This is a genomic window from Mesorhizobium sp. WSM4833 (genome assembly GCF_055811095.1).
In genome coordinates this window covers 135,765-156,066 of record NZ_JBVVQG010000005.1, presented here as the reverse complement: position 1 = coordinate 156,066, position 20,302 = coordinate 135,765, and the positions used below count along the sequence as shown (strand labels likewise).

General features: G+C 65.0%; 17 protein-coding genes. 10 read left to right on the top strand and 7 right to left on the bottom strand.

Going from position 1 to position 20,302, the window contains the following annotated elements:
• Window positions 1–176 precede the first annotated feature (176 nt).
• From AC0L2D_RS11445 to AC0L2D_RS11405, 9 genes are all read left to right on the top strand, one after another.
• On the top strand, window positions 177–2,732 hold the full coding sequence (locus AC0L2D_RS11445; protein WP_473541070.1) for a sensor histidine kinase: 2,556 nt from the start codon (window positions 177–179) through the stop codon (window positions 2,730–2,732).
• Between the two features lie 8 nt (window positions 2,733–2,740).
• Window positions 2,741–4,252 (top strand): tRNA (adenosine(37)-N6)-threonylcarbamoyltransferase complex ATPase subunit type 1 TsaE, encoded by a 1,512-nt coding sequence (gene tsaE, locus AC0L2D_RS11440; protein WP_473541069.1) that lies wholly within the window; start codon window positions 2,741–2,743, stop codon window positions 4,250–4,252.
• On the top strand, window positions 4,249–4,977 hold the full coding sequence (locus AC0L2D_RS11435) for a nucleotidyltransferase family protein (protein WP_473541068.1): 729 nt from the start codon (window positions 4,249–4,251) through the stop codon (window positions 4,975–4,977). The genes tsaE and AC0L2D_RS11435 overlap by 4 nt, the downstream gene beginning before the upstream one ends.
• Window positions 4,974–8,108: a double-strand break repair protein AddB gene (gene addB / locus AC0L2D_RS11430; protein WP_473541067.1), complete on the top strand. Its 3,135-nt coding sequence runs from the start codon at window positions 4,974–4,976 to the stop codon at window positions 8,106–8,108. The genes AC0L2D_RS11435 and addB overlap by 4 nt, the downstream gene beginning before the upstream one ends.
• Complete coding sequence (addA, locus tag AC0L2D_RS11425) at window positions 8,105–11,623, top strand: double-strand break repair helicase AddA (RefSeq protein WP_473541066.1); 3,519 nt, start codon at window positions 8,105–8,107, stop codon at window positions 11,621–11,623. Before addB ends, addA begins: the two co-directional genes overlap by 4 nt.
• 76 nt (window positions 11,624–11,699) lie before the next feature.
• On the top strand, window positions 11,700–12,023 hold the full coding sequence (gene trxA, locus AC0L2D_RS11420) for a thioredoxin (RefSeq protein WP_013528326.1): 324 nt from the start codon (window positions 11,700–11,702) through the stop codon (window positions 12,021–12,023).
• 128 nt (window positions 12,024–12,151) lie between these two features.
• Window positions 12,152–12,433, top strand: a complete 282-nt coding sequence (locus tag AC0L2D_RS11415; protein WP_013528325.1) for a cupin domain-containing protein — start codon at window positions 12,152–12,154, stop codon at window positions 12,431–12,433.
• 108 nt (window positions 12,434–12,541) lie between these two features.
• Window positions 12,542–12,790 (top strand): type II toxin-antitoxin system VapB family antitoxin, encoded by a 249-nt coding sequence (locus AC0L2D_RS11410; protein ID WP_013528324.1) that lies wholly within the window; start codon window positions 12,542–12,544, stop codon window positions 12,788–12,790.
• Window positions 12,787–13,200, top strand: coding sequence for a type II toxin-antitoxin system VapC family toxin (locus AC0L2D_RS11405; protein ID WP_013528323.1), 414 nt, complete (start codon window positions 12,787–12,789; stop codon window positions 13,198–13,200). Before AC0L2D_RS11410 ends, AC0L2D_RS11405 begins: the two co-directional genes overlap by 4 nt.
• A gap of 64 nt (window positions 13,201–13,264) precedes the next feature.
• Here AC0L2D_RS11405 and AC0L2D_RS11400 read toward each other — a convergent pair whose 3' ends face one another.
• The 5 genes from AC0L2D_RS11400 to AC0L2D_RS11380 form a co-directional block, all read right to left on the bottom strand.
• A complete protein-coding gene (locus tag AC0L2D_RS11400) occupies window positions 13,265–14,590 on the bottom strand; it encodes a bifunctional folylpolyglutamate synthase/dihydrofolate synthase (RefSeq protein WP_024501984.1) in 1,326 nt (441 codons plus the stop codon).
• Between the two features lie 118 nt (window positions 14,591–14,708).
• On the bottom strand, window positions 14,709–15,635 hold the full coding sequence (accD, locus tag AC0L2D_RS11395; RefSeq protein ID WP_013528321.1) for an acetyl-CoA carboxylase, carboxyltransferase subunit beta: 927 nt from the start codon (window positions 15,633–15,635) through the stop codon (window positions 14,709–14,711).
• Between the two features lie 101 nt (window positions 15,636–15,736).
• Entirely contained in the window at window positions 15,737–16,576 is an 840-nt protein-coding gene (trpA, locus tag AC0L2D_RS11390; protein ID WP_013528320.1) for a tryptophan synthase subunit alpha, read from the bottom strand.
• A gap of 2 nt (window positions 16,577–16,578) precedes the next feature.
• Window positions 16,579–17,829 carry a tryptophan synthase subunit beta gene (gene trpB / locus AC0L2D_RS11385; protein WP_013528319.1) on the bottom strand — a complete coding sequence of 417 codons (1,251 nt, stop codon included), beginning with the start codon at window positions 17,827–17,829 and terminating at the stop codon, window positions 16,579–16,581.
• 91 nt (window positions 17,830–17,920) lie between these two features.
• Complete coding sequence (locus AC0L2D_RS11380; protein WP_024501981.1) at window positions 17,921–18,580, bottom strand: phosphoribosylanthranilate isomerase; 660 nt, start codon at window positions 18,578–18,580, stop codon at window positions 17,921–17,923.
• A 112-nt stretch (window positions 18,581–18,692) separates the two neighbouring features.
• Between AC0L2D_RS11380 and AC0L2D_RS11375 the strand changes: the two genes are divergently transcribed.
• Window positions 18,693–18,911 (top strand): hypothetical protein, encoded by a 219-nt coding sequence (locus AC0L2D_RS11375; RefSeq protein ID WP_013528317.1) that lies wholly within the window; start codon window positions 18,693–18,695, stop codon window positions 18,909–18,911.
• A gap of 5 nt (window positions 18,912–18,916) precedes the next feature.
• On the opposite strand, the gene AC0L2D_RS11370 is transcribed toward AC0L2D_RS11375, so the two are convergent.
• Together AC0L2D_RS11370 and AC0L2D_RS11365 are read right to left on the bottom strand one after the other, a co-directional pair.
• Window positions 18,917–19,675, bottom strand: coding sequence for a M48 family metallopeptidase (locus AC0L2D_RS11370; protein WP_013528316.1), 759 nt, complete (start codon window positions 19,673–19,675; stop codon window positions 18,917–18,919).
• A 100-nt stretch (window positions 19,676–19,775) separates the two neighbouring features.
• Complete coding sequence (locus tag AC0L2D_RS11365; protein ID WP_063169787.1) at window positions 19,776–20,258, bottom strand: DUF2852 domain-containing protein; 483 nt, start codon at window positions 20,256–20,258, stop codon at window positions 19,776–19,778.
• Window positions 20,259–20,302: the final 44 nt, after the last annotated feature.

Sequence of the window (20,302 nt, the reverse complement as noted above, 5' to 3'; positions counted from 1 at the left end):
TATTGAGGCCGGGCGATTGACTTTTCGCCCGGCCTTATTTTTGCGCGCCATCAGCCTTCACGCCGATTCGGCGAGGGGTTATTGTCAGGTGATTCGGCGATGCTTCCAGCCCGAGAGGGTCAAGAGAGGCACGCATCAGGGCGGTCTTGCATTCAGGCGGCGGAGAGGACCAAGACATGCCGGGGCAACACCCGCACAGAGCGGGACGGGCCGTTTCCGGCGGCCATGACGATTCGGGGATTGCTGGCTCCGCCCTGGAAGGGGGGAGCCTGTCCTGGCGCGCCCGCGCGTTGACATTCCTTGCCACCTCCGCGCTCGCGGGGCCCTTGGCCGGCGCCGCCGCGCATGCCGAGACCGCTGTTGCCAGCGTCGCCGGACTGTCGGTGAGTGCCATTGATGTCATGCAGCTTGCAGTGTTCGTCGGCGTGACGGGTGCCGCACTGATATCGGCCATCGTTCTCATCCGCGAAAGAGCCCGCACCTCGGCGGAGAATGTCGAACTCAGGAGCCGCCTCGCCGACATCAACGCGGCGCTCCGCCGTTCCGAGGCGCTGCTCAATCTGCGCGACCAGCGCGTCGTCGTCTGGGCTGCGGAAAACAAGAAGCCCGAGCTCATCGGCACATTGCCCGTCGAAAGCGGCGCTCCCGAGGATAGGGCCGCTTTTCTTGCTTTCGGCCGCTGGCTGATGCCGCGTTCGGCGGCGGCACTCGAACATGCCGTCGCGGGATTGCGCGAAAAGGCCAAACCCTTCGACCTGGTCATCGAATCGCAGGCCGGTGCGCCGCTCGAAGTGCATGGCCGCAAGAGTGCCGCGCATGTGCTCGTGCGTTTCGTCTCGCTCTCGGAGACGCAGCGCAGCCAGGCCAGGCTGAAGATCGAGAACCAGCGGCTGGCCGCCGACCACGACACGATGATCGGCCTGCTCGACGCGCTGAACATGCCGGCATGGCTCCGCGGCGAGGATGGCGGGCTGAGGTGGGTCAACCGCGCCTATGCCGATGCCGTCGAAGCCGAAAATGCCGAAGCCGCGGTTCGGGAGAAGAAAGAGTTCCTCGGCGGCCAGGCGCGCGATGCGATTGCCGCCCAGCACAGGACGCATCCGGTTTTCGAGCAATCGCTGTCCACCGTGATCGAAGGCGATCGCCGTGTGTTCGCGGTCACCGATTTCGCCGGCAGCGATGGCTCGGCCGGCCTTGCCTGCGACACCAGTGCCATCGAAGCCGTTCGCGGCGAATACGAACGGACGGTGCGAAGCCACGCCGACACGCTCGACCAGCTCAACACGGCGGTCGCCATTTTCGACACCGACGAGAAGCTGCGGTTCTTCAACCAGGCCTTCCAGAAGCTTTGGGGCCTGGACGCAGGCTTCCTGCACAGCGCTCCAGACAATGCCTTGCTGCTCGACCGGCTGCGCAGCGAAGGCAAGATCGCCGAACAGCCTGAATGGCGCCGCTGGAAGGAAGGCCTGCTCGGCGCCTATCGCGCTGTGGAATCCCAGGAACATTGGTGGCATCTGCCTGATGGCAAGACCATCCGCGTCGTCGCCAACCCCCAGCCCAAGGGCGGCGTGACCTGGGTGTTCGAGAACCTGACCGAGAAGATGGACCTCGAGAGCCGCTACCAGACAGCGGTGCGGGTCCAGGGCGAGACGCTCGACAATCTTGCCGAAGGCGTAGCGGTGTTCGGACCCGACGGCAGGCTCCGGCTGTCGAATCCTGCCTTTGCCACGCTCTGGGGATTGAGCGGCGAAGCGGCCAAGCCCAGCGTCCATGTTTCCACCATCCGCGACCTTTGCGACCGGCAGGCGGCGGACAGCCCCTGGCCCGGCTTTGTTGCCGCCGTCACCGGCTTCGACGACGAGCGCCGCGACCGCCACGGACAGACCGAGCTCAACAACGGCAACGTGTTGAGTTACGCCATGATCCCGCTGCCCAACGGGCAGGTGATGATGACCTTCGTCGACGTCACCGACAGCGTCCATGTCGAGCGGGCGCTGAAGGACAAGAACGAGGCGCTGCAAAAATCCGACCAGCTCAAGAACGAATTCGTCCAGCATGTTTCCTATGAACTGCGCTCGCCGCTGACCAACATCATCGGCTTCACCGAACTCCTGTCACAGCCCACGACCGGTCCGCTGACGCAGAAGCAGCGGGAATATGTCGAGCATGTCAGCTCCTCCTCCGCGGTCCTGCTCACCATCGTCAACGACATACTCGACCTGGCGACGGTGGACGCCGGCATCATGCAGCTCGATATTTCCGAGGTGCAGGTCGATCGCACCATCGCCGCTGCGGCCGAACTGGTGGCCGACCGCCTGGAAGAGCATTCGATCAGGCTCGAGGTCGAAGCAGCCTCGGCGCCGAAGACGTTTCACGGCGATGAGGTCCGCGTCCGCCAGATCCTCTACAATCTGCTCAGCAATGCCGCCAATTACGCCCCGGAAGCCAGCACCATCCGGCTCACTTGCCGCCATCTGGCGGATGGGGTGGAATTCTCGGTCCATGACGACGGTCCCGGCATGCCGCCCGATGTGCTCGATTCGGTGTTCCGCCGTTTCGAGCCGCGCGCCAATGGTGGCCGCCGGCGCGGCGCCGGCCTCGGCCTGTCGATCGTCAAGAGCTTCGTCGAGCTGCATGGCGGCAGCGTTCGCATCGAAACCGGCAAGGACAAGGGCACGACCGTCATCTGCACCTTTCCAGACATGCCGGGCATCCGTGCCGCGGCCGAGTAGCGCGTTCGATGACCGGATTGGTGCTGGAGCGATTACTCGCCGACGAGACCCAGACAGCGCGGCTGGGCGAAGATCTGGCGCTGTCGCTGCGCCCAGGCGACGTGCTTGCCCTGAAGGGCGATCTGGGCGCCGGCAAGTCGACGCTGGCGCGGGCCTTGATCAGGACCTTGGCCGACGATGCCGGCCTCGACGTTCCGAGCCCGACCTTCACGCTGGTGCAGAGCTACGACACCCGCATTCCGGTGCATCACTTCGATCTCTACCGCCTGTCCTCGGCCGACGAGATCGATGAGCTTGGGTTCGACGAAGCCTTGGCGGAAGGTGCTGCTTTGGTCGAATGGCCGGAGCGGGCGGAAGCCCATCTGCCGAAAACCACGGTCCTGATCGAGCTCGTCCAGCATGGCAACGGCCGGCTGGCACGATTGTCGGGGCAGGGACCTGCCTTCGATCGGGCCGCACGGTCGCTGGCCATGCGCGACTTTCTCGTGAGCGCCGGCTGGGCGCAAGCGCAGCGCCGCCATTTCATTGGCGATGCTTCTGCCCGCTCTTACGAGATCGTTTCGCTGCCGGGCCAAAAGCCGCAAGTGCTGATGAACTCGCCACGGCTGGTGCTCGGCCCGCCGGTCCGCGACGGCAAGCCCTATGCCGAGATCGCCCACACCGCCCAGTCGGTTTCCGCTTTCGTCGCCATCGACCGCGCCTTGAAGGCAGGCGGCGTCAGCGTTCCGGAAATCCATGCCGAGGACCAGGAGCAGGGATTCCTGCTACTCGAACATCTTGGCTCGGAAGGGTTCCTCGGCAGCGATGGCCAGCCGCTGCCCGAGCGCTGCGCGGCGGCGGCCGAGCTGCTGGCCATGATGCATGGCAGGACCTGGCCGCAGCGCCTGGAAACAGGGCATGGCGGCTTCCACGATGTCCCGCCTTTCGACCGCGAGGCCATGATGATCGAGGCCGATCTGCTGGTCGACTGGTACGTGCCGGCAATAACGGGCAGCCCGGCAAGCGGTGCCTTGCGCGCCGGCTACCACAAGCAATGGGGCGCGCTCCTCGACCGGCTGCACGGCCGCGAATATACGCTGATGCTGCGCGACTTTCATTCGCCCAACATCATCTGGCGCGGCGACCGTTCAGGGCATGATCGGCTGGGCATCGTCGATTTCCAGGATGCGCTGATCGGCCCGTCCGCCTATGACGTCGCCTCGCTGGCCATGGACGCGCGTGTTACGATGTCGCCCGAGATCGAGAGAAAGACGCTGGATGCCTATGTCGCGGCGCGCCACGCAGCCGGTGCTTTCGACGAGGCAAGCTTCCTGGAATCCTACGCCATCATGGCGGCGCAACGAAATTCCAAGATCCTCGGCATCTTCGTCCGCCTCGAAAAGCGCGACGGCAAGCCCTATTATCTAAAACACCTGCCGCGCATTCGCGATTATCTGCGCCGGGCCTTGTCTCATCCGGCGCTGGCAAGCCTGCGCGAGTTCTACGACGCCCACGGTTTGCTGGAGGAGCGAGCGCTGTGACAGCAGGACCGGACACCGCCATCGTACTTGCCGCCGGCCTTGGCAAACGCATGCGGCCGATTACCGACACCATTCCCAAGCCGCTGGTCAGGATTGCCGGCAAGACGTTGCTCGACTGGAGCCTCGACAGCCTGGCTGCCGCCGGTGTCGCGAAGGCCGTGGTCAACGTCCACTATTTTCCCGAACAGATCCTCGCCCATGTCGCCGCCCGCCGCGCGCCAAAAATCGTCATTTCCGATGAGAGCGAACAACTGCTCGATTCCGCCGGCGGCATCGTCAAGGCGCTGCCGGAACTGGGCGAGCGACCCTTCTACATCCTCAATGCCGACACCTTCTGGATCGATGACGGTCCTCTCAATCTCCAGCGCCTCGCCCTTGCATGGGACGCGGCGAAAATGGATATTCTGCTGATGCTGGCGGATCTCCAACAGGCGACCGGACACTGCGGCAGCACCGATTTCCTGGTGGCGCCGGATGGCGGCTTGCGGCGTTCGAAAGGCGACCCGGCGGGGCTGATCTATGCCGGCGCGGCGATCGTCCATCCGCGCCTGTTCAAGGGCGCACCGGCCGGGCCGCACTCGCTCAACGCCTATTTTGATTCCGCCATCGCCGCAGGGCGCCTGTTCGGCATGCCCATGCATGGCCACTGGATCACCGTCGGCACGCCCGATGCCGTACCGCTCGCGGAAGCGGCGGTCGCCGGTGCGCTCATCGAGTCGCAATGAGCGGCTCCAGCCGCGTCTTCTCGATCCCGCCCGGAGCGCCGTTTCTGCCGACGCTTGCCGAGGCGCTGCTTGCCGGTCGTCTTGTTCCGGGGTTTCGATTCGACGGCGACCCGCTCGCTTTGGTCGATGTCACTATCTATGTGCCGACACGCCGTGCCGCGCGTGCCTTGCGGGGTGTCTTCGTCGACAGCCTGGCGGCACGCGGCGGCGGCGGCTCGGCGATCCTGCCGGTCATCCGGCCACTCGGCGAATTCGACGAGGATGAGGCCGCGTTCGAGACCGAGGCATCGGCGGCCATCGATCTGGCGCCGCCGATTTCGGCAACCGAACGCCTGTTGCTGCTAACGCCGCTGGTGCGCGCCTGGAAACGCCGGCTGCCGGCGCATGTCGCCGCCCTTTTCGCCGAGGAGATCGTCATCCCGGCTTCCACCGCCGACGCGATCTGGCTGGCGCGCGATCTCGCCCGGCTGATGGACGAGATCGAAACGGAAGGCACCGACTGGGCCAAGCTCACTGATCTGGTGACCGGCAATCTCGCCGGATGGTGGCAGGTGACGCTCGAATTCCTCGGCATCGTCACCGAAGCCTGGCCGAAATTCCTCGCGGAAAGCGACCGCTCCAATCCGGCCGCGCATCGCAGTGCGCTGATCCGCGCCGAGGCGGCGCGGCTGCAGCGCAATCCGCCCGCCGGCCCGGTCATCGCCGCAGGCTCGACCGGCTCGATACCAGCGACGGCCGAATTGCTTGCCGCGATCGCGCGCCTGCCCGGCGGCGCCATCGTGCTGCCGGGTCTCGACCGGACGCTGGACGAAGCGTCGTTCCAGGCGATTGCCGCGCCTGGCGCGCGTCCAGCCGTACTCGGCCACCCGCAATATGGCTTGGCCAGGCTGATCGGCAAGATCGGCGTATTGCGCGGCGACGTCGAGGAGATTGGCGTGGCCGAACCGCGACGTGCGCTTCGCGCTGCCCTTGTCGGCGAAGCGCTGCGGCCGGCCGAAACCACCGAACTCTGGGCCGAGACACGTGCCGGTTTCCCGGCGTCCGACATTGCCGGCGCCTTCGCCGAGGTGACCTTGCTCGAAGCCGCCAGCGAACGTGATGAGGCCGTCGCCATCGCCGTCGCGCTCAGGCGCGCGGTCGAACATCCCGGCCAAAGGGCGGCTCTCGTCACCGGCGACCGCGCATTGGCGCGGCGCGTCTCGATCGAGCTCCAGCGCTTCGGCGTCGTTGCCGACGATTCCGGTGGCACACCGCTCGCCAACACCCCGGCGGCCAGCCTGCTCAGGCTGGCGCTCGAGGCACTGTTCCGGCCAGGCGATCCGGTTGGCCTGCTGTCGCTGCTCAAGCATCCGCTGCTCGGCCTCGGCCTCGAACGGGCCGATGTGCGCCACGCGTCGGAGCTGATCGAACTGGTGGCGTTGCGCGGCGGCACAGGCCGCCCCGACATCGTTTCGCTACCGGAACTGTTCGAAGCCCGCCTCACCGGCTTGGGCGGCGGCAGCCGACAGCCCTTCTGGTTTTCCCGGCTGACCGTGCGCTCTATCGAAACTGCGCGGAATTTGCTCGAACGTCTCAAGCAGGCGCTGGCGCCGCTCGCAGCCTTCCGAGGCCAGGATGACGCCGACCTTGCCGCGCTTGTCAGGGCCAGTGTCGTGACACTCGAAAATCTCGGCCGCTCCGCCGACGGGGGTCTTGGCGAGATCTATGCCGGTGACGCCGGCGAGAAGCTTGCCGAACTGCTGCGCGGGCTGGTCGCGGCTTCGGCTTCGCTGTCCTTCGCGGCGACCGAGTGGCCCGACATCATGGCGGCGCTGATCGCGCCTGAAACGGTCAAGCCGGCACAAGGCACCGACCGGAACATCGCCATCTGGGGCGCGCTGGAAGCCCGGTTGCAGACGGTCGACACGCTGGTCATCGGCGGGCTCAACGAGGGCGTATGGCCGCGCAAGCCAGAGAGCGACCGCTTCATGTCGCGGCTGATGAAGACCGGCATCGACCTCGAACCGCCCGAGCGGCGTATCGGCCTTGCCGCGCATGATTTCCAGATGGCCATGGGCGCCGGGAAGGTGGTGCTGTCCCGCTCGGCACGTGCCGGCGATGCACCCGCCGTGCCGTCGCGCTGGCTTCAGCGGCTGCTGACCTTCATCGGCAGCGACCAGGCAGCGGAGCTGCGCCGGCGTGGCGACGAGCTGCTCGCCTGGGCGCGCGCGCTGGATGCCGGCCCAAGGCAGGATTTCGCGCCACGGCCGCAGCCGAAGCCGCCGCTGTCGGTGCGCCCGACGCATTTCTCGGTCACCGAGATCGAGACCCTGCGCCGTGACCCCTACGCCGTCTATGCAAGACGCATCCTCGGCCTGATGCCGCTCGATCCGGTTATTCGCGACCCCGGTGCGGCCGAGCGCGGCACGCTGTTTCACGCCATCCTGCACCTGTTCTCAGGCAGCGTCGCCGATCCGCGCGCTCCCGATGCGCTTGCGGGCCTCATCGCCGCCGGCCGCGCCTGCTTTGCCGAAGCCGCCCTTCCGGCCGACGTCGAGGCGGTGTGGTGGCCGCGCTTCGAAAAACTCGCCGTCAACATCATCGAGTGGGAGCGCACGCGCGCTGATGCTGTGACAAGGCGCCATGCCGAGGAGCGCGCCGGAAAGACCGTTGTCGGCCAGTCCGGCGTGACGCTGTCCGGCTACGCCGACCGGGTCGACCTTCTGGCCGGCGGCATGGCCGACATACTGGACTACAAGACCGGCTCCTCGCCGTCCAAGGCGCAGGCGCACACACTGCTTGCGCCGCAACTGGCGCTCGAGGGCGCGCTGCTCAGGCGCGGCGCCTTCAAGGATTTGGGCGTGCGTGAGCCCTCTCAACTGGCTTTCATCAGGCTGAAGCCGAATGGCGAGGTGTTCGAGGAATCCATCCTCGAACACAACCGCCAGCCGCGGACCGCGACCGATCTTGCCGAAGAGGCTTGGGCACGGCTGGAAAAGCTGCTGATCCACTATGCGGACCCTGCGACCGGGTATCTGTCGCGCGCGCTGCCGTTCCGCGAAGGCGAGACGGATGGCGACTACGACCATCTTGCCCGCGTGCTCGAATGGTCGGCAGGCGGCGATGCCGGCGACGAGGGAGGGGAGGCATGAAGAAGGCCTATCCCATTCCCAGCGACACCGCGACCAGCCAGGCCCGCGCCGCCGACCCCGGCAATTCCGCCTGGGTGTCGGCCAATGCCGGCTCCGGCAAGACCCATGTGCTGGCGCAGCGCGTCATCCGGCTGCTGCTGCGCGGCACCGATCCGTCGAAGATCCTGTGCCTGACCTATACGCGCGCCGCCGCCGCCAACATGTCGAACCGGGTCTTTTCGACACTGTCGGAGTGGACGACGCTTGGTGACGTGGATCTGACGGCAAAGGTCGAGGCGCTGGAGGGGCGCCGGCCCGATCTCGAGACCATGCGCCGGGCGCGGCGCCTGTTCGCCGAGGCGCTGGAAACGCCCGGCGGGCTGAAGATCCAGACCATCCACGCCTTCTGCGAATCGGTGCTGCACCAGTTCCCGCTGGAGGCCAACATCCCGGCCCATTTCGAGATGCTCGACGGCCAGATGGAGGCATCGCTGTTTGCCGCGGCGCGCCGCGAGATGATTTCGGGCACGTCCGCCGGTGACAGGGATCTGGCCGAGGCTTTTGCCTCCATTCTCGATCGGGGCGGCGAAGCCGGGCTCGACGCCTTGCTGGGTGAGATTGTGCGCAAGCGCGACGGCTTGCGCCATTTCATCGACGCGGTCGGGCGCGATGGCACGCACTTCCAGGCCCTGTTCGACGAATTCCATTTCCATCCAGGCCAGACGGCCGAGGGCATAGCCACTTCGGTATGGCCGTTGCCGGGCCTCCTGCCCGACTATTTTGCCGGCTTCGCCCACGCCGCCGAGGCCACCGACGCCAGATCGGTACTGAACAACATCCTGCCCTATGCGCGGCAGGCTTTTGCCGAGGGCGATCCCATTCGCCGCCTGCAACTGCTCGCGCGAGCCTTCCTCAAGACCGATGGCGACGCTTACGACCCGGCAAAGGCCTTCAAGAAGGCCCTGGTCGACCGGTTGCCGAATCTGGCGGAGCGTTATCTCTCGGCCGCCAATGCCATCGTCGAAACCACCGATCGGCTGGCCCTGTTCCGGATGCTCGAAGGCACGGCTGCCGCGCTGACCATCGCCGACTGGCTGATCGCCCGCTACGAAATGCTGAAGCGCAGCCGCGGCTTCCTCGATTTCAACGACCTGATCACCCGCACCGTCAACCTGCTGGCGCGGCCGGACGCCGGCCCCTGGGTGCAGTACAAGCTCGACCAGGGCATCGACCACATCCTGCTCGACGAGGCGCAGGACACCAGTCCGGACCAATGGGAAGTGGTGAAACGGCTGGCGGAGGAATTCTTTGCCGGCTTTGGCGCACGCGACAGGGTCCATCGCACGGTGTTCGCCGTCGGCGACGAGAAGCAGTCGATCTATTCGTTCCAGGGTGCGGCCCCGGACTCCTTCGCCGACAGCCGGCTGTTGTTTGCCGGACGAGTGCGTGACGCCGAGGCGTCCTTCGCCGATCTCAAGCTGACCTGGTCGTTCCGCTCGACCGACGATGTTCTGACCGCGGTCGACCGCGTCTTCGCCGATCCAGCCGTGCGGCGCGGCATCAGTCATGATCCCGATCCGCTTCGCCACCAGGCGATCCGCACCGACGCGCCGGGCTATGTCGAGGTGTGGCCGTCGGTCGGCGCTGAAGCCGTCGATGAGCCAGATGACTGGACACAAGCCATCGACCATGCCCATGCGCCGGCGGTGCGCGTGGCCGAGAACGTCGCCGCCACCATCGCCGGCTGGATCGGCAGTGGCGAAATCATCGAAGGCCGCGGCAAGCGGCTGCGGCCGGGCGATGTGCTGGTGCTGGTGCGCAAGCGCGATCGCTTCGTCCATGCCCTGACCCGCGCACTCAAACGCCGCGACATTCCGGTTGCCGGCGCCGACCGGCTGAGCCTGCCCGGGCACATCGCGGTCAAGGACCTGATCGCGCTCGGTCACCTCCTCATCCAGCCGCAGGACGATTTGTCGCTTGCCGCCGTGTTGCGCAGCCCGATCTTCGATCTGCCGGAAGAGACGCTGTTCATGCTCGCCGCGCAGAGGCCGTCGGGTCTGTCGCTGATCGCGTCGCTGCGACAGCACGCCGGCGACAGCGAGAGACTGGCGAAGATCGTCGCCCAGGTCGACATCTGGACGAACGAAGCCGCGTTTAAGCCGGTGTTCGAATTCTATGCCGCCCTGCTGGCGCGCGATGGCGTGCGCCGCAAGATGATCGCGCGGCTCGGGCCCGAAGCCGGCGATATTCTCGACGAGTTCCTGAGCTTCTGCCTCGCCGAGGAGCGAACCGGCCTGCCGGGGCTGGAAGCCTTCCTGTCGACGTTGGAAAACGCCGGTCCCGAGATCAAGCGCGAGATGGACCAGACCCGCGACGAGGTCCGGGTCATGACCGTGCACGCCGCCAAGGGCTTGGAAGCGCCCGTCGTGTTCCTGGTCGATGGCGGTTCCGCGCCGTTCAGCGACCAGCATTTGCCGCGCCTGATGCCCTTCGATGGCTCCGGCGCGAACTGGGACGGCAAGGGCTATCTCTGGCGCTCGGCCAGCGAGGTCGCCAACGGTTTTTCGAAAGCGGCGGCCTCAAGGGCACGGGAACTCGCCGACGACGAATACCGCCGGCTGCTCTATGTCGGCATGACCCGTGCCGAGGACCGGCTGATCGTCTGCGGCTATCATGGCAAGCGGGCGCCGAACGCCGGCACCTGGCACTCGATCGTCAGCCGCGCGCTGATCGGTGCGCCGGAGAGCGAGCAGCGTGCGCATCCCGCCGGCGGCGAGCCGGTGCACCGTTTCCATGTCACCAAGCTGCCCCCCGTCGCGCCAAGTTCCGCCGATCAGGTACGGCAGGCCGACGCTTTCGGGCCTTTGCCGGCGACGCTGTTCCGGCCCTTGCCGCCCTTCGAGGATCTGCCGCGTCCGTTGTCGCCATCGGGCGCCTCGGCGCTGATCGACGAAGGCAAGCAAGCCGTTGTCGACAAGGCGTCGCCGGTGCTCGACGCCGATGCCGAGCCCGGCTTTGCCGTGCTGCGTGGGCTCGCCCTCCACAAACTGCTGCAGATGCTGCCCGGTATTGCCGAGCCCGAACGTGCGGGAGCGGCAGAACGCTATCTCTTGCGAACTGGTGCGGACTGGCCGCCATCAGAGCGTGAAAAGGCCCTGGCGTCGGTCACATCGATCCTTGCCGACCCCGGCTTCGGTCAGCTGTTTGCGCCATCGTCGCGTGCCGAGGTTGCGATCATGGGCAGCCTGGAGGTCAAGGGCAAGAAGCGCTCGATTTCCGGCAAGATCGACCGGCTGGCGGTAACGCCGGACACGGTATCGATTGTCGACTACAAGACCAACCGGCCGGCGCCCGCCACTCTGGCCGAGGTGCCGCCGGCCTATGTCCTGCAGTTGGCGCTCTACCGCGCGCTGTTGCAGCCGCTCTATCCCGGCCGCACGGTCAAGGCGGCCTTGCTGTTCACCGAGGCGCCGCGGCTGATCGAACTGCCTGCCAGCGCCATGGACGACGCCCTTGCTCGACTCACGGGAGCGTGACACAACACCTGCTTGAAGAAGGGCGCGATCACCACCACATTTGGTGGGACAAAAACTTTCAAAAGGATTTTTCCATATGGCAACCGTGAAGGTCGACAAGAGCAACTTCCAGGCTGACGTGCTTGACGCCAACGTACCGGTCGTCGTCGATTTCTGGGCGGAATGGTGCGGTCCCTGCAAGATGATTGCGCCGGCGCTCGAAGATATCGCCACCGAACTTGGCGCCAAGGTCAAGATCGCCAAGCTCAACATCGACGAGAATCCGGAGCTTGCCGCCCAGTTTGGCGTGCGCTCGATCCCGACGCTGATGATCTTCAAGGGCGGCGAAATGGCCGACATGAAGGTCGGTGCCGCGCCGAAGACCGCGCTGTCGCACTGGATCAATGGCAACCTCGCCTGACCCATCTGAAATTCCTGATATCAAGCCCGGCCTCGCGCCGGGCTTTTTGTTGGCGTCATCGGTGCGTGGCTCTGGCTCTCGCATCCGGGCACTCCATGTCATCTGCTTGAGCCAGACAGGAGAACTCCATGACCGGATCCGCCAAGGCCACCGTCTTCATCGACAACGAGCGTGTCATCGTCACCGAATACCGCTTCGCGCCGGGCGAGAACACCGGCTGGCATCGCCACGGCCACGACTACGTCGTCGTGCCGCTGATGGACGGCAAGGTGAAGCTGTTGACCAAGGACGGCGAATCCTTCGCCGAGATGAAGAAGGGCGCGCCCTATTTCCGCAAGGAGGGCGTAGAGCACGACGTCATCAACGCCAATGAAGGCGAATACGCCTTTATCGAGATCGAGCTGAAGTAACGTCGCCTATCAATGCGCTGGAAATCCACCGCGTGATGGCACGCCATCAGCTGCCACCTTGATGGCAGCAGTGGATCGGCCTATATCCGTTCTAAAAGGGAGTTCGAAATGGCCGAACCACAACTCTCAGTCCGAAGCGCAAAAGCACGCGACCTGGCTCATAGACTTGCTCGTCGTGAAAATCGTTCGATAGCCGATGTGGTCGAACGTGCCCTCGAATCCTACGAAATTCGTGAAGCTGGCCGTGAACCTGCTTCCACCTTCTATGCCAGCTTGACTGCAAACCATGGCGCCGACATCGATCTGGAAAAGATCATTCGCGAAGGCCGCCAGGTTCATTCGGGACTTGAGCTTTGATTTTCGTCGATACCAACGTGATTTCGGAGAGTCTGAAGAAGGCGCCGGACCAAGCTGTCCTGGCATGGCTTGTCCGCAATGACGCTGAACTGGCCCTTCCCACAGTGACGATTGCTGAAATCGCCTTCGGCATCCAAAAAATACGGCCTGATGAGCGTGCCGATCGGCTGGAGCAGGGACTTTCCCGGTGGCGCCATCGATTTGCCGGCCGGATTTTTGGACTGACTGAAGATGCTGCCTTGGCTTACGGCGAGATCATGGGGGCCGCGACACGCCAAGGTCGCGGTATGTCAGCCCCCGATGGCATGATTGCGGCGATAGCGCGCGTGAACGGTGGCCGGCTGGCAACGCGCAATCTCAGCGACTTTGGCACCACCAGCCTTGATCTGATCTCACCGTGGGATTTCTGAAGGTCGAAAGCCAAGGTTCGGCCTCAGCCGCCGCAGCCACCCAAGGCATGAATAGCCGCCTGCTTCAGGTCGGCGGGGTGCCGTTCTCGGCCAGCACCGCTCCGGTCAGATACAACGAACCGCTGATCAGGATGCGTGGCGACGGGCCGTCCCAGGTGTCGCGCAGCAGCATCAGCGCGCTGGCGACGGAACTCACCGGCTCGGCGGTCAGCCCGGCTTCCGTTGCGCGGATCGCCAGTTCGTCGTTCGGCACGCCGGCCTCGCTGAGGCTCACCGGCACCGTGTAGACATGCCGGGCGAGGCCCTTGAAGGCACGGAAATAGCCGCTCTGGTCCTTGGTGTTGATCATGCCCGAGATGAGGAACAGCGGACGCGGGTTCTTCTCTTCCTGCTCGGCCAGCGCTTCGGCAACCACCACGCCGGCGCCCGGATTGTGGCCACCGTCGAGCCAGATATCGGCGCCCTTGGGTGCCAGTTCGGCCAGCCGGCCCTGCACGAGCTTCTGCATGCGGCCGGGCCAGGCGACATTGACCATCGCCTTTTCGGCGGCGCGATGGCTGATCTCGAAACCGGCCGCTTTGACCGCGGCGATCGCCGCCGCCGCATTGGCGAACTGGTGGCGGCCGGGCAGCCTGGGCGGCGGCAGGTCCATCAAGCCGTCTTCGTCCTGGTAGACCATGCGGCCGTTTTCCTCGAAGGCAAGGAAGTCTTGGCCGTAGACGAAAGTGGGGCATTCAAGCCGCTCGGCGGTTTCGATCAGCACCTGCAGCGCCGTTTCGCTCTCCTGCGCGCCGATGACCACCGGACAGCCGGGCTTGATGATACCGGCCTTTTCGGCCGCGATCAGTTCGACCCGGTCGCCGAGATAGGCCTCGTGGTCGAGCGACACCGGCATGATCACCGACACGGCCGGCTCCTTGATGACATTGGTCGCGTCGAAGCGGCCGCCGAGCCCGACTTCGATGATCGCAGCGTCGGCCTGGTGTTCGGAAAACAACAGGAAGGTGACGGCGGTGAGGATCTCGAAGACGGTGATCTTCTCGCCTTCATTGGCCCTGGCCGCACGGGCAATGGCATCGGCGAAAACCCTGTCCTCGACCAGCCTGCCGCCGCCATCGGCGGCCAGCCGGTAACGCTCATGCCAGTTGACCAGATGCGGCGAGGTGTGGACATGGACGCGGTAGTCCGCAGCCTCGAGCAGGGCGCGTGAAAAGGCTGCGCACGAACCTTTGCCGTTGGTGCCGGCGATGTGGATGACCGGGGGCAGCCGGTCCTGCGGATTGTCAAGCCGCTCCAGCAGCCGCGAAATGCGGTCGAGCGAAAGGTCGAAGCCTTTCGGATGAAGCGCCATCAGGGCTTCGATTTCGCGGTCGGCGGCAAGCGTCGTCATGGTGGAATCCTAGCGCATGGGCCTGAAAACCAGAATCGGTTTCGAATGGCCATGGCAATCAAAGGCTACAGCGCGCCGAAGCCCTCGTGCAATCGCGGTCGCGGCGCTTCGTGTCGCTTCAGGCTTGCGGCCGAGCTTCCGCGGCAACCACCGCCGGCGGCAGGATTTCCGGCTCCAGCGTTTTTTGCTCTTCCGGCAGCTTGAGCAGCATCTTGAGCAGGCGCGCGATCGTTTCACGCATTTCCAGCCTGGATACGACCATGTCGACCATGCCGTGCTCCATCAGATATTCGGAGCGCTGGAAGCCATCGGGCAGTTTCTCGCGGATGGTCTGTTCGATGACGCGCGGTCCGGCAAAGCCGATCAGCGCGCCGGGCTCGGCGATGTGCACGTCGCCCAGCATGGCGTAGGAGGCGGTCACGCCGCCCGTGGTCGGGTTGGTCAAAACGACGATGTAGGGCAGGCCGGCTTCCTTCAGCCGGTCGACACCGACCGTTGTCCGCGGCAATTGCATCAGGGACAAAATACCTTCCTGCATGCGGGCGCCGCCGGAGGCGGCAAACAGGATCAGCGGCCGCTTGCGCTGCAGGGCCACTTCGAAGCCGTGCACGATGGCGTCGCCGGCGGCCATCCCGAGCGAACCGCCCATGAAGGCGAAGTCCTGCACCGTGACCACAACCGGCAGACCCTCGACGGTGCCCAGCGCATTGATGATCGCGTCCTCAAGGCCGGTCTTGGCCTTGGCGTCCTTCAACCGGTCGACATAGCGCTTCTCGTCGCGGAATTTCAGCGGATCCTGCATGACCTTGGGGTTGTCCAGGGTCTCGTATTTGCCGCCATCGAAGAAGAATTTCAGCCGCTCCTTGGCCGAGATCTTCATGTGATGGCCGGACGAGGGAATGACGAACTGGTTCGATTCCAGGTCCTTGTGGAACACCATCTCGCCGGTCTCCGGATCCTTGATCCAGAGATTCTCGGGCATGTCGGTGCGCCGGCCGAGCATCGAATTGATCTTCGGGCGAACGTAATTGGTGATCCAGTTCATCGCTTCGGCTCCTGTCCTGACGAAGAGTTGCTAATGCATGTCGCCCAAAAGTGGGAACCGGTTTTGGGATAACGACATGCACAAGACCTGACGTAGGGAAACTATTCGGCAGCAGCAAGGCGGGCCGAGCGCACGCCTTGCGCAAGCCCGCTGACCAGCGTGGCGACGGCCTCGGCCGGATCGGCGGTCTTCTCGCCCTTCGGCCCCAGCACATTGGCCACCGCATTGACGATCGCGGTGCCGACGACGACGCCGTCGGCATTGGCGCCGATCACCCGGGCCTGCTCGGCGGTCTTGACGCCGAAGCCGACGCAGACCGGCAGGTCGGTGTGGCCCTTGATGCGCTTGACCGCCGCCGCCACCTTGCCGGTGTCGGCCAGTGCCGAGCCGGTGATGCCGGTCATCGACACGTAATAGACGAAGCCCGACGTGTTCTGCAGCACCTTGGGCAGGCGTTTGTCGTCGGTGGTCGGCGTCGCCAGCCGGATGAAGTTGATGCCGGCTTTCAATGCCGGAATGCACAGTTCCTCATCCATCTCCGGGGGCAGGTCGACGACGATCAGCCCGTCGATGCCGCTGGCGATCGCGTCCTTGAGGAAGCGGTCGACGCCATAGATGTAGATCGGATTGTAGTAGCCCATCAGCACGATCGGCGTTTCATTGTCGCCGGCGCGGAAGTCGGCCGCCATCTTCAGCGTCTTGGCCAGCGTCTGGCCGCCTTTCAGCGCCCGCAAGCCCGCCGCCTGGATCGCCGGGCCGTCGGCCATCGGATCGGAGAACGGCATGCCGAGCTCGATGATATCGGAACCTGCGCCCGGCAACGCCTTCATGATCGACAAAGAGGTATCGTAGTCGGGGTCGCCGCCCATGAAATAGGTGACGAGCGCCGGGCGGCCTTCGTTCCTGAGCTTCGCCATGCGGCGGTCGATGCGGGTGGCCATGATCAGATCTCCATGCCCAGCATCGAAGCCACCGTGTGCACGTCTTTGTCGCCACGGCCGGACAGGTTGACGATGACGATCTGATCCTTGTCCATGGCGGGCACGATCTTCACCGCATGCGCAATGGCATGCGCGGATTCCAGCGCCGGGATGATGCCTTCGACGCGCGTCGTCAGCTTGAAAGCCTCCAGCGCCTCGTCATCGAGGATCGGCACGTATTCGACCCGGCCTGAATCGCGCAGCCAGGAATGCTCCGGCCCGACGCCGGGATAGTCGAGGCCGGCCGAGATCGAATGGCCGTCCATGATCTGGCCGTCGGAATTCTGCAGGAGATAGGTGCGGTTGCCATGCAGCACGCCCGGCGCGCCGGCATTCATCGAGGCGCAATGCTCGATGCCGTCGAGACCGCGACCGCCGGCTTCGATGCCGATGATGCGGACCTCCTTGTCGTCGAGGAAGGGATGGAACAGGCCGATGGCGTTCGAACCACCGCCGACAGCGGCGATGATGGTGTCGGGCAGCCGGCCTTCCTGCTCGAGGATCTGTGCCCGCGCCTCGATGCCGATCACCGACTGGAAGTCGCGCACCAGCTCCGGATAGGGATGCGGGCCGGCGGCGGTGCCGATCAGGTAATAGGTGTCCTCGACATTGGTGACCCAGTCGCGCAACGCCTCGTTCATGGCGTCCTTCAGCGTGCCGTGGCCGGCGGTCACCGGGCGCACTTCGGCGCCGAGCAGCTTCATGCGGAAGACGTTCGGGCTTTGCCGGGCAACGTCTGTGGCGCCCATGTAGACGACGCAGGGAAAGCCGAAGCGGGCCGCAACCGTGGCCGAGGCCACGCCGTGCTGGCCGGCGCCGGTCTCGGCGATGATGCGCTTCTTGCCCATGCGCTTGGCCAGCAGGATCTGGCCGAGGCAGTTGTTGATCTTGTGCGAACCGGTGTGGTTCAAATCCTCCCGCTTGAAGTAGACTTTCGCGCCGCCCGCGAGGCCCCTGGCCGAGGAAACCTCACGAAGATGCTTCGTGAGGCCTTCGGCGAAATAAAGCTTCGACGGCCGTCCGGCATAGTGGGTCGACAGGTCAGTCAGCTCAGCCCTGAAATCCGCATCGTTCTTGACCTCGTTCCAGTGCCGCTCCAGATCGAGGATCAGCGGCATCAGCGTTTCGGCAACGAAACGACCGCCGAAAATGCCGAACATGCCCTGTTCGTCGGGCCCGGTGCGGAAGGAATTGGGTGTCGCCGGCTTGTTCATCGCCGATCTCCTGGCATCTTGACTATGAGGCATGTCCTTGTCGGAAAACCGGTTCCCACTTTTCCGGGACATGCTCTGGTTTGAGGCACCACTAGGCTGCGCGGGTGTTCCGCGCGGCCCTGACGGCCCGGAAAAACTGTTCGATCAGCGCCGGATCCTTGACGCCCGGCGCGCTTTCCACGCCTGAAGAAATGTCGATCCCAGGCGGGTTGGCAAGCCGAAGGGCATCGCCGATATTGGCGGCGTTGAGCCCACCGGAAAGCATGTAATCGACGCCGCCGTCAAGGCCGGCGAGAATGCGCCAGTCGAAGGCAACACCATTGCCGCCCGGCAGTTCGGAGCCTTTCGGCGGCTTGGCGTCGAACAGGAACCGGTCGGCTATGCCGATGAATGGCTTCATTCGTTCGAGATCGGCGGCCTCGCTGAGCGGCAGCGCCTTCATCACCGGCAGGCCATAGCGGGCTTTGACCTCGGCGACGCGCTCGGGCGTTTCCGCGCCGTGCAGCTGCAGCATGTCGGGCTGCATTTTGGCAACGATTTCATCCAGGAAGGCGTCGCCGGCATCGACGGTGACGGCAACCGCCATCGCCTTGCCGCGCGCGGCCTCGCGCAGACGGCCAGCCTCGGCAGGTTCGACATAGCGCGGGCTTTTGGCGAAGAAGATAAACCCGACATGGCTGGCGCCGCCGGCCAGCGCCGCGGCCATTGCCGCGTCGGTCTTCAAGCCGCAGATTTTGATGTCGAGTGCCATGGCGCGGGAATTGGCATGAAAAGCGATAAGAGTCGAGAAAAAGCATGCTGTTTGCCGGCACGGCCAAAGGCGCTACCTATGGATGGACAGGACGCAAGGCGGGAGCACGATCATGGCCGACAGAACCGTAGCCGAACTCAGGCAGAAGATTGCGCAGGCGCGCGAGGTCATCGCGCACCTGATCGACAAGGCCGCCTTCAATGGCGCCGAGGCGCACCGCGCGCTCGACTATTTCGGCGGCGATGAGTTCGACGGCAATTTCCTGCCGTGGCCGCATCATGGCGATGAGGGGTTGCGGCCCGAAGACTTGAACGCCGCCAACGACGATTGAGCGATCTACTCGAACATGATCGCCTGCAGCGCACCGCCATTGCGCTTCAGCCAGTCCTTGCAGCGATCGGTGTCGGGGCAGAGCTTTTCGCACAGTTTCCAGAATTTCGGGCCGTGGTTCATCTCCTTGAGATGCGCCACTTCATGCGCGACGAGATAGTTGATGACCGGCGACGGCGCCATCATGATGCGCCAGGAAAAGGACAGATTGCCTTCGGAGGTGCATGACCCCCAGCGGCTTGACGTGTCCTTGAAGCGGATCGCCTTGGCGCGCTTGCCAAGCGCCTCGGTGTGCTTGGCCACCAGCTTCTCGATTTCCTTCTTGGCCTCGCGCTTGAGGAAATCGGCGAGGCGGCGCGGCAGATGTATGCGGTCGCCATGCACGATCAAGAGCGGACCACGTTCGTCGCGCGACACGGTGACGGTGCCGCGCTTTGACGGTTCATGGACGATGCGGTGCGGCACGCCGCGCACCGGGATCCTGATGCCGGGCCGCACCTGCGGCCGCGTCGGCACCTTGGCCAGTCGCTGCTCCAGCCAGTCCTGATGCCGCTCGAGGAACCTGTCTACTTCGCCGCGGCGCAGGCCTGGCGGCACGGTGATGCGCAGACCCTGGCCGCCTGAATCGATACGCAGCGTCATTCGGCGCGCCCTGGCGCTCTCGACGATCTTGAGCGGCAGCGTGCGACCGGCGACGCAATATTCGCGCTCCACGACAGGCGTGGGCTTGGGCTTTGTCAGATTGCGAAAGAAGCCGAGAGTCATGGCGGGACGATACGCGATTCGAGAAAAACGACTAGAACAAAAAAGAAACGGCGCCGCTCGCGCGACGCCGTTTTTTCACGATGTGACCAGTCGCCGGATCTCAGTCGTCAAGCAGGTTCGAACCCTTGCCACGCTTGGTGGTCGTCGTTCCGGTGCTCGGATCGGTCTTCGTCGGCGCCGTCGACTTGTTGCGGTTGGCCATGAAGCGGTCGAACTCGTCCTGATCCTTGGCGCGGCGCAATTCGCGGGCGTATTCGTCGAACTGGGTCAGCATCTCGTCGAGCTTGCGGCGCTCTTCGTTCAGCCGCTCAAGTTCCTTTTCGCGCCAGTCGTCGAAAGCGACGTTGCCGGTGCGGGCGGAACCATTGCCCCAGCGCGCGGCCTTGTCGGAACCGCGGCGGCAACCGGCGAAGATGCCGTCGGTCGCGCGGTTGACGTCACGCTTGAAGCCATCGAGGCGGTCGCCCCAGATGATGTAGGCGAGCATGGCGAAGCCGAGTGGCCAGAACACCATGAAACCCACAACCATCAACGCGATGGTTGCCGGCGTCCAGGCCGGACGGATCAATGCGGATGTGTTCATTTTCTCCCATTCCTTCGGTTGGAGACAGCCAAACCCGGCTGCGT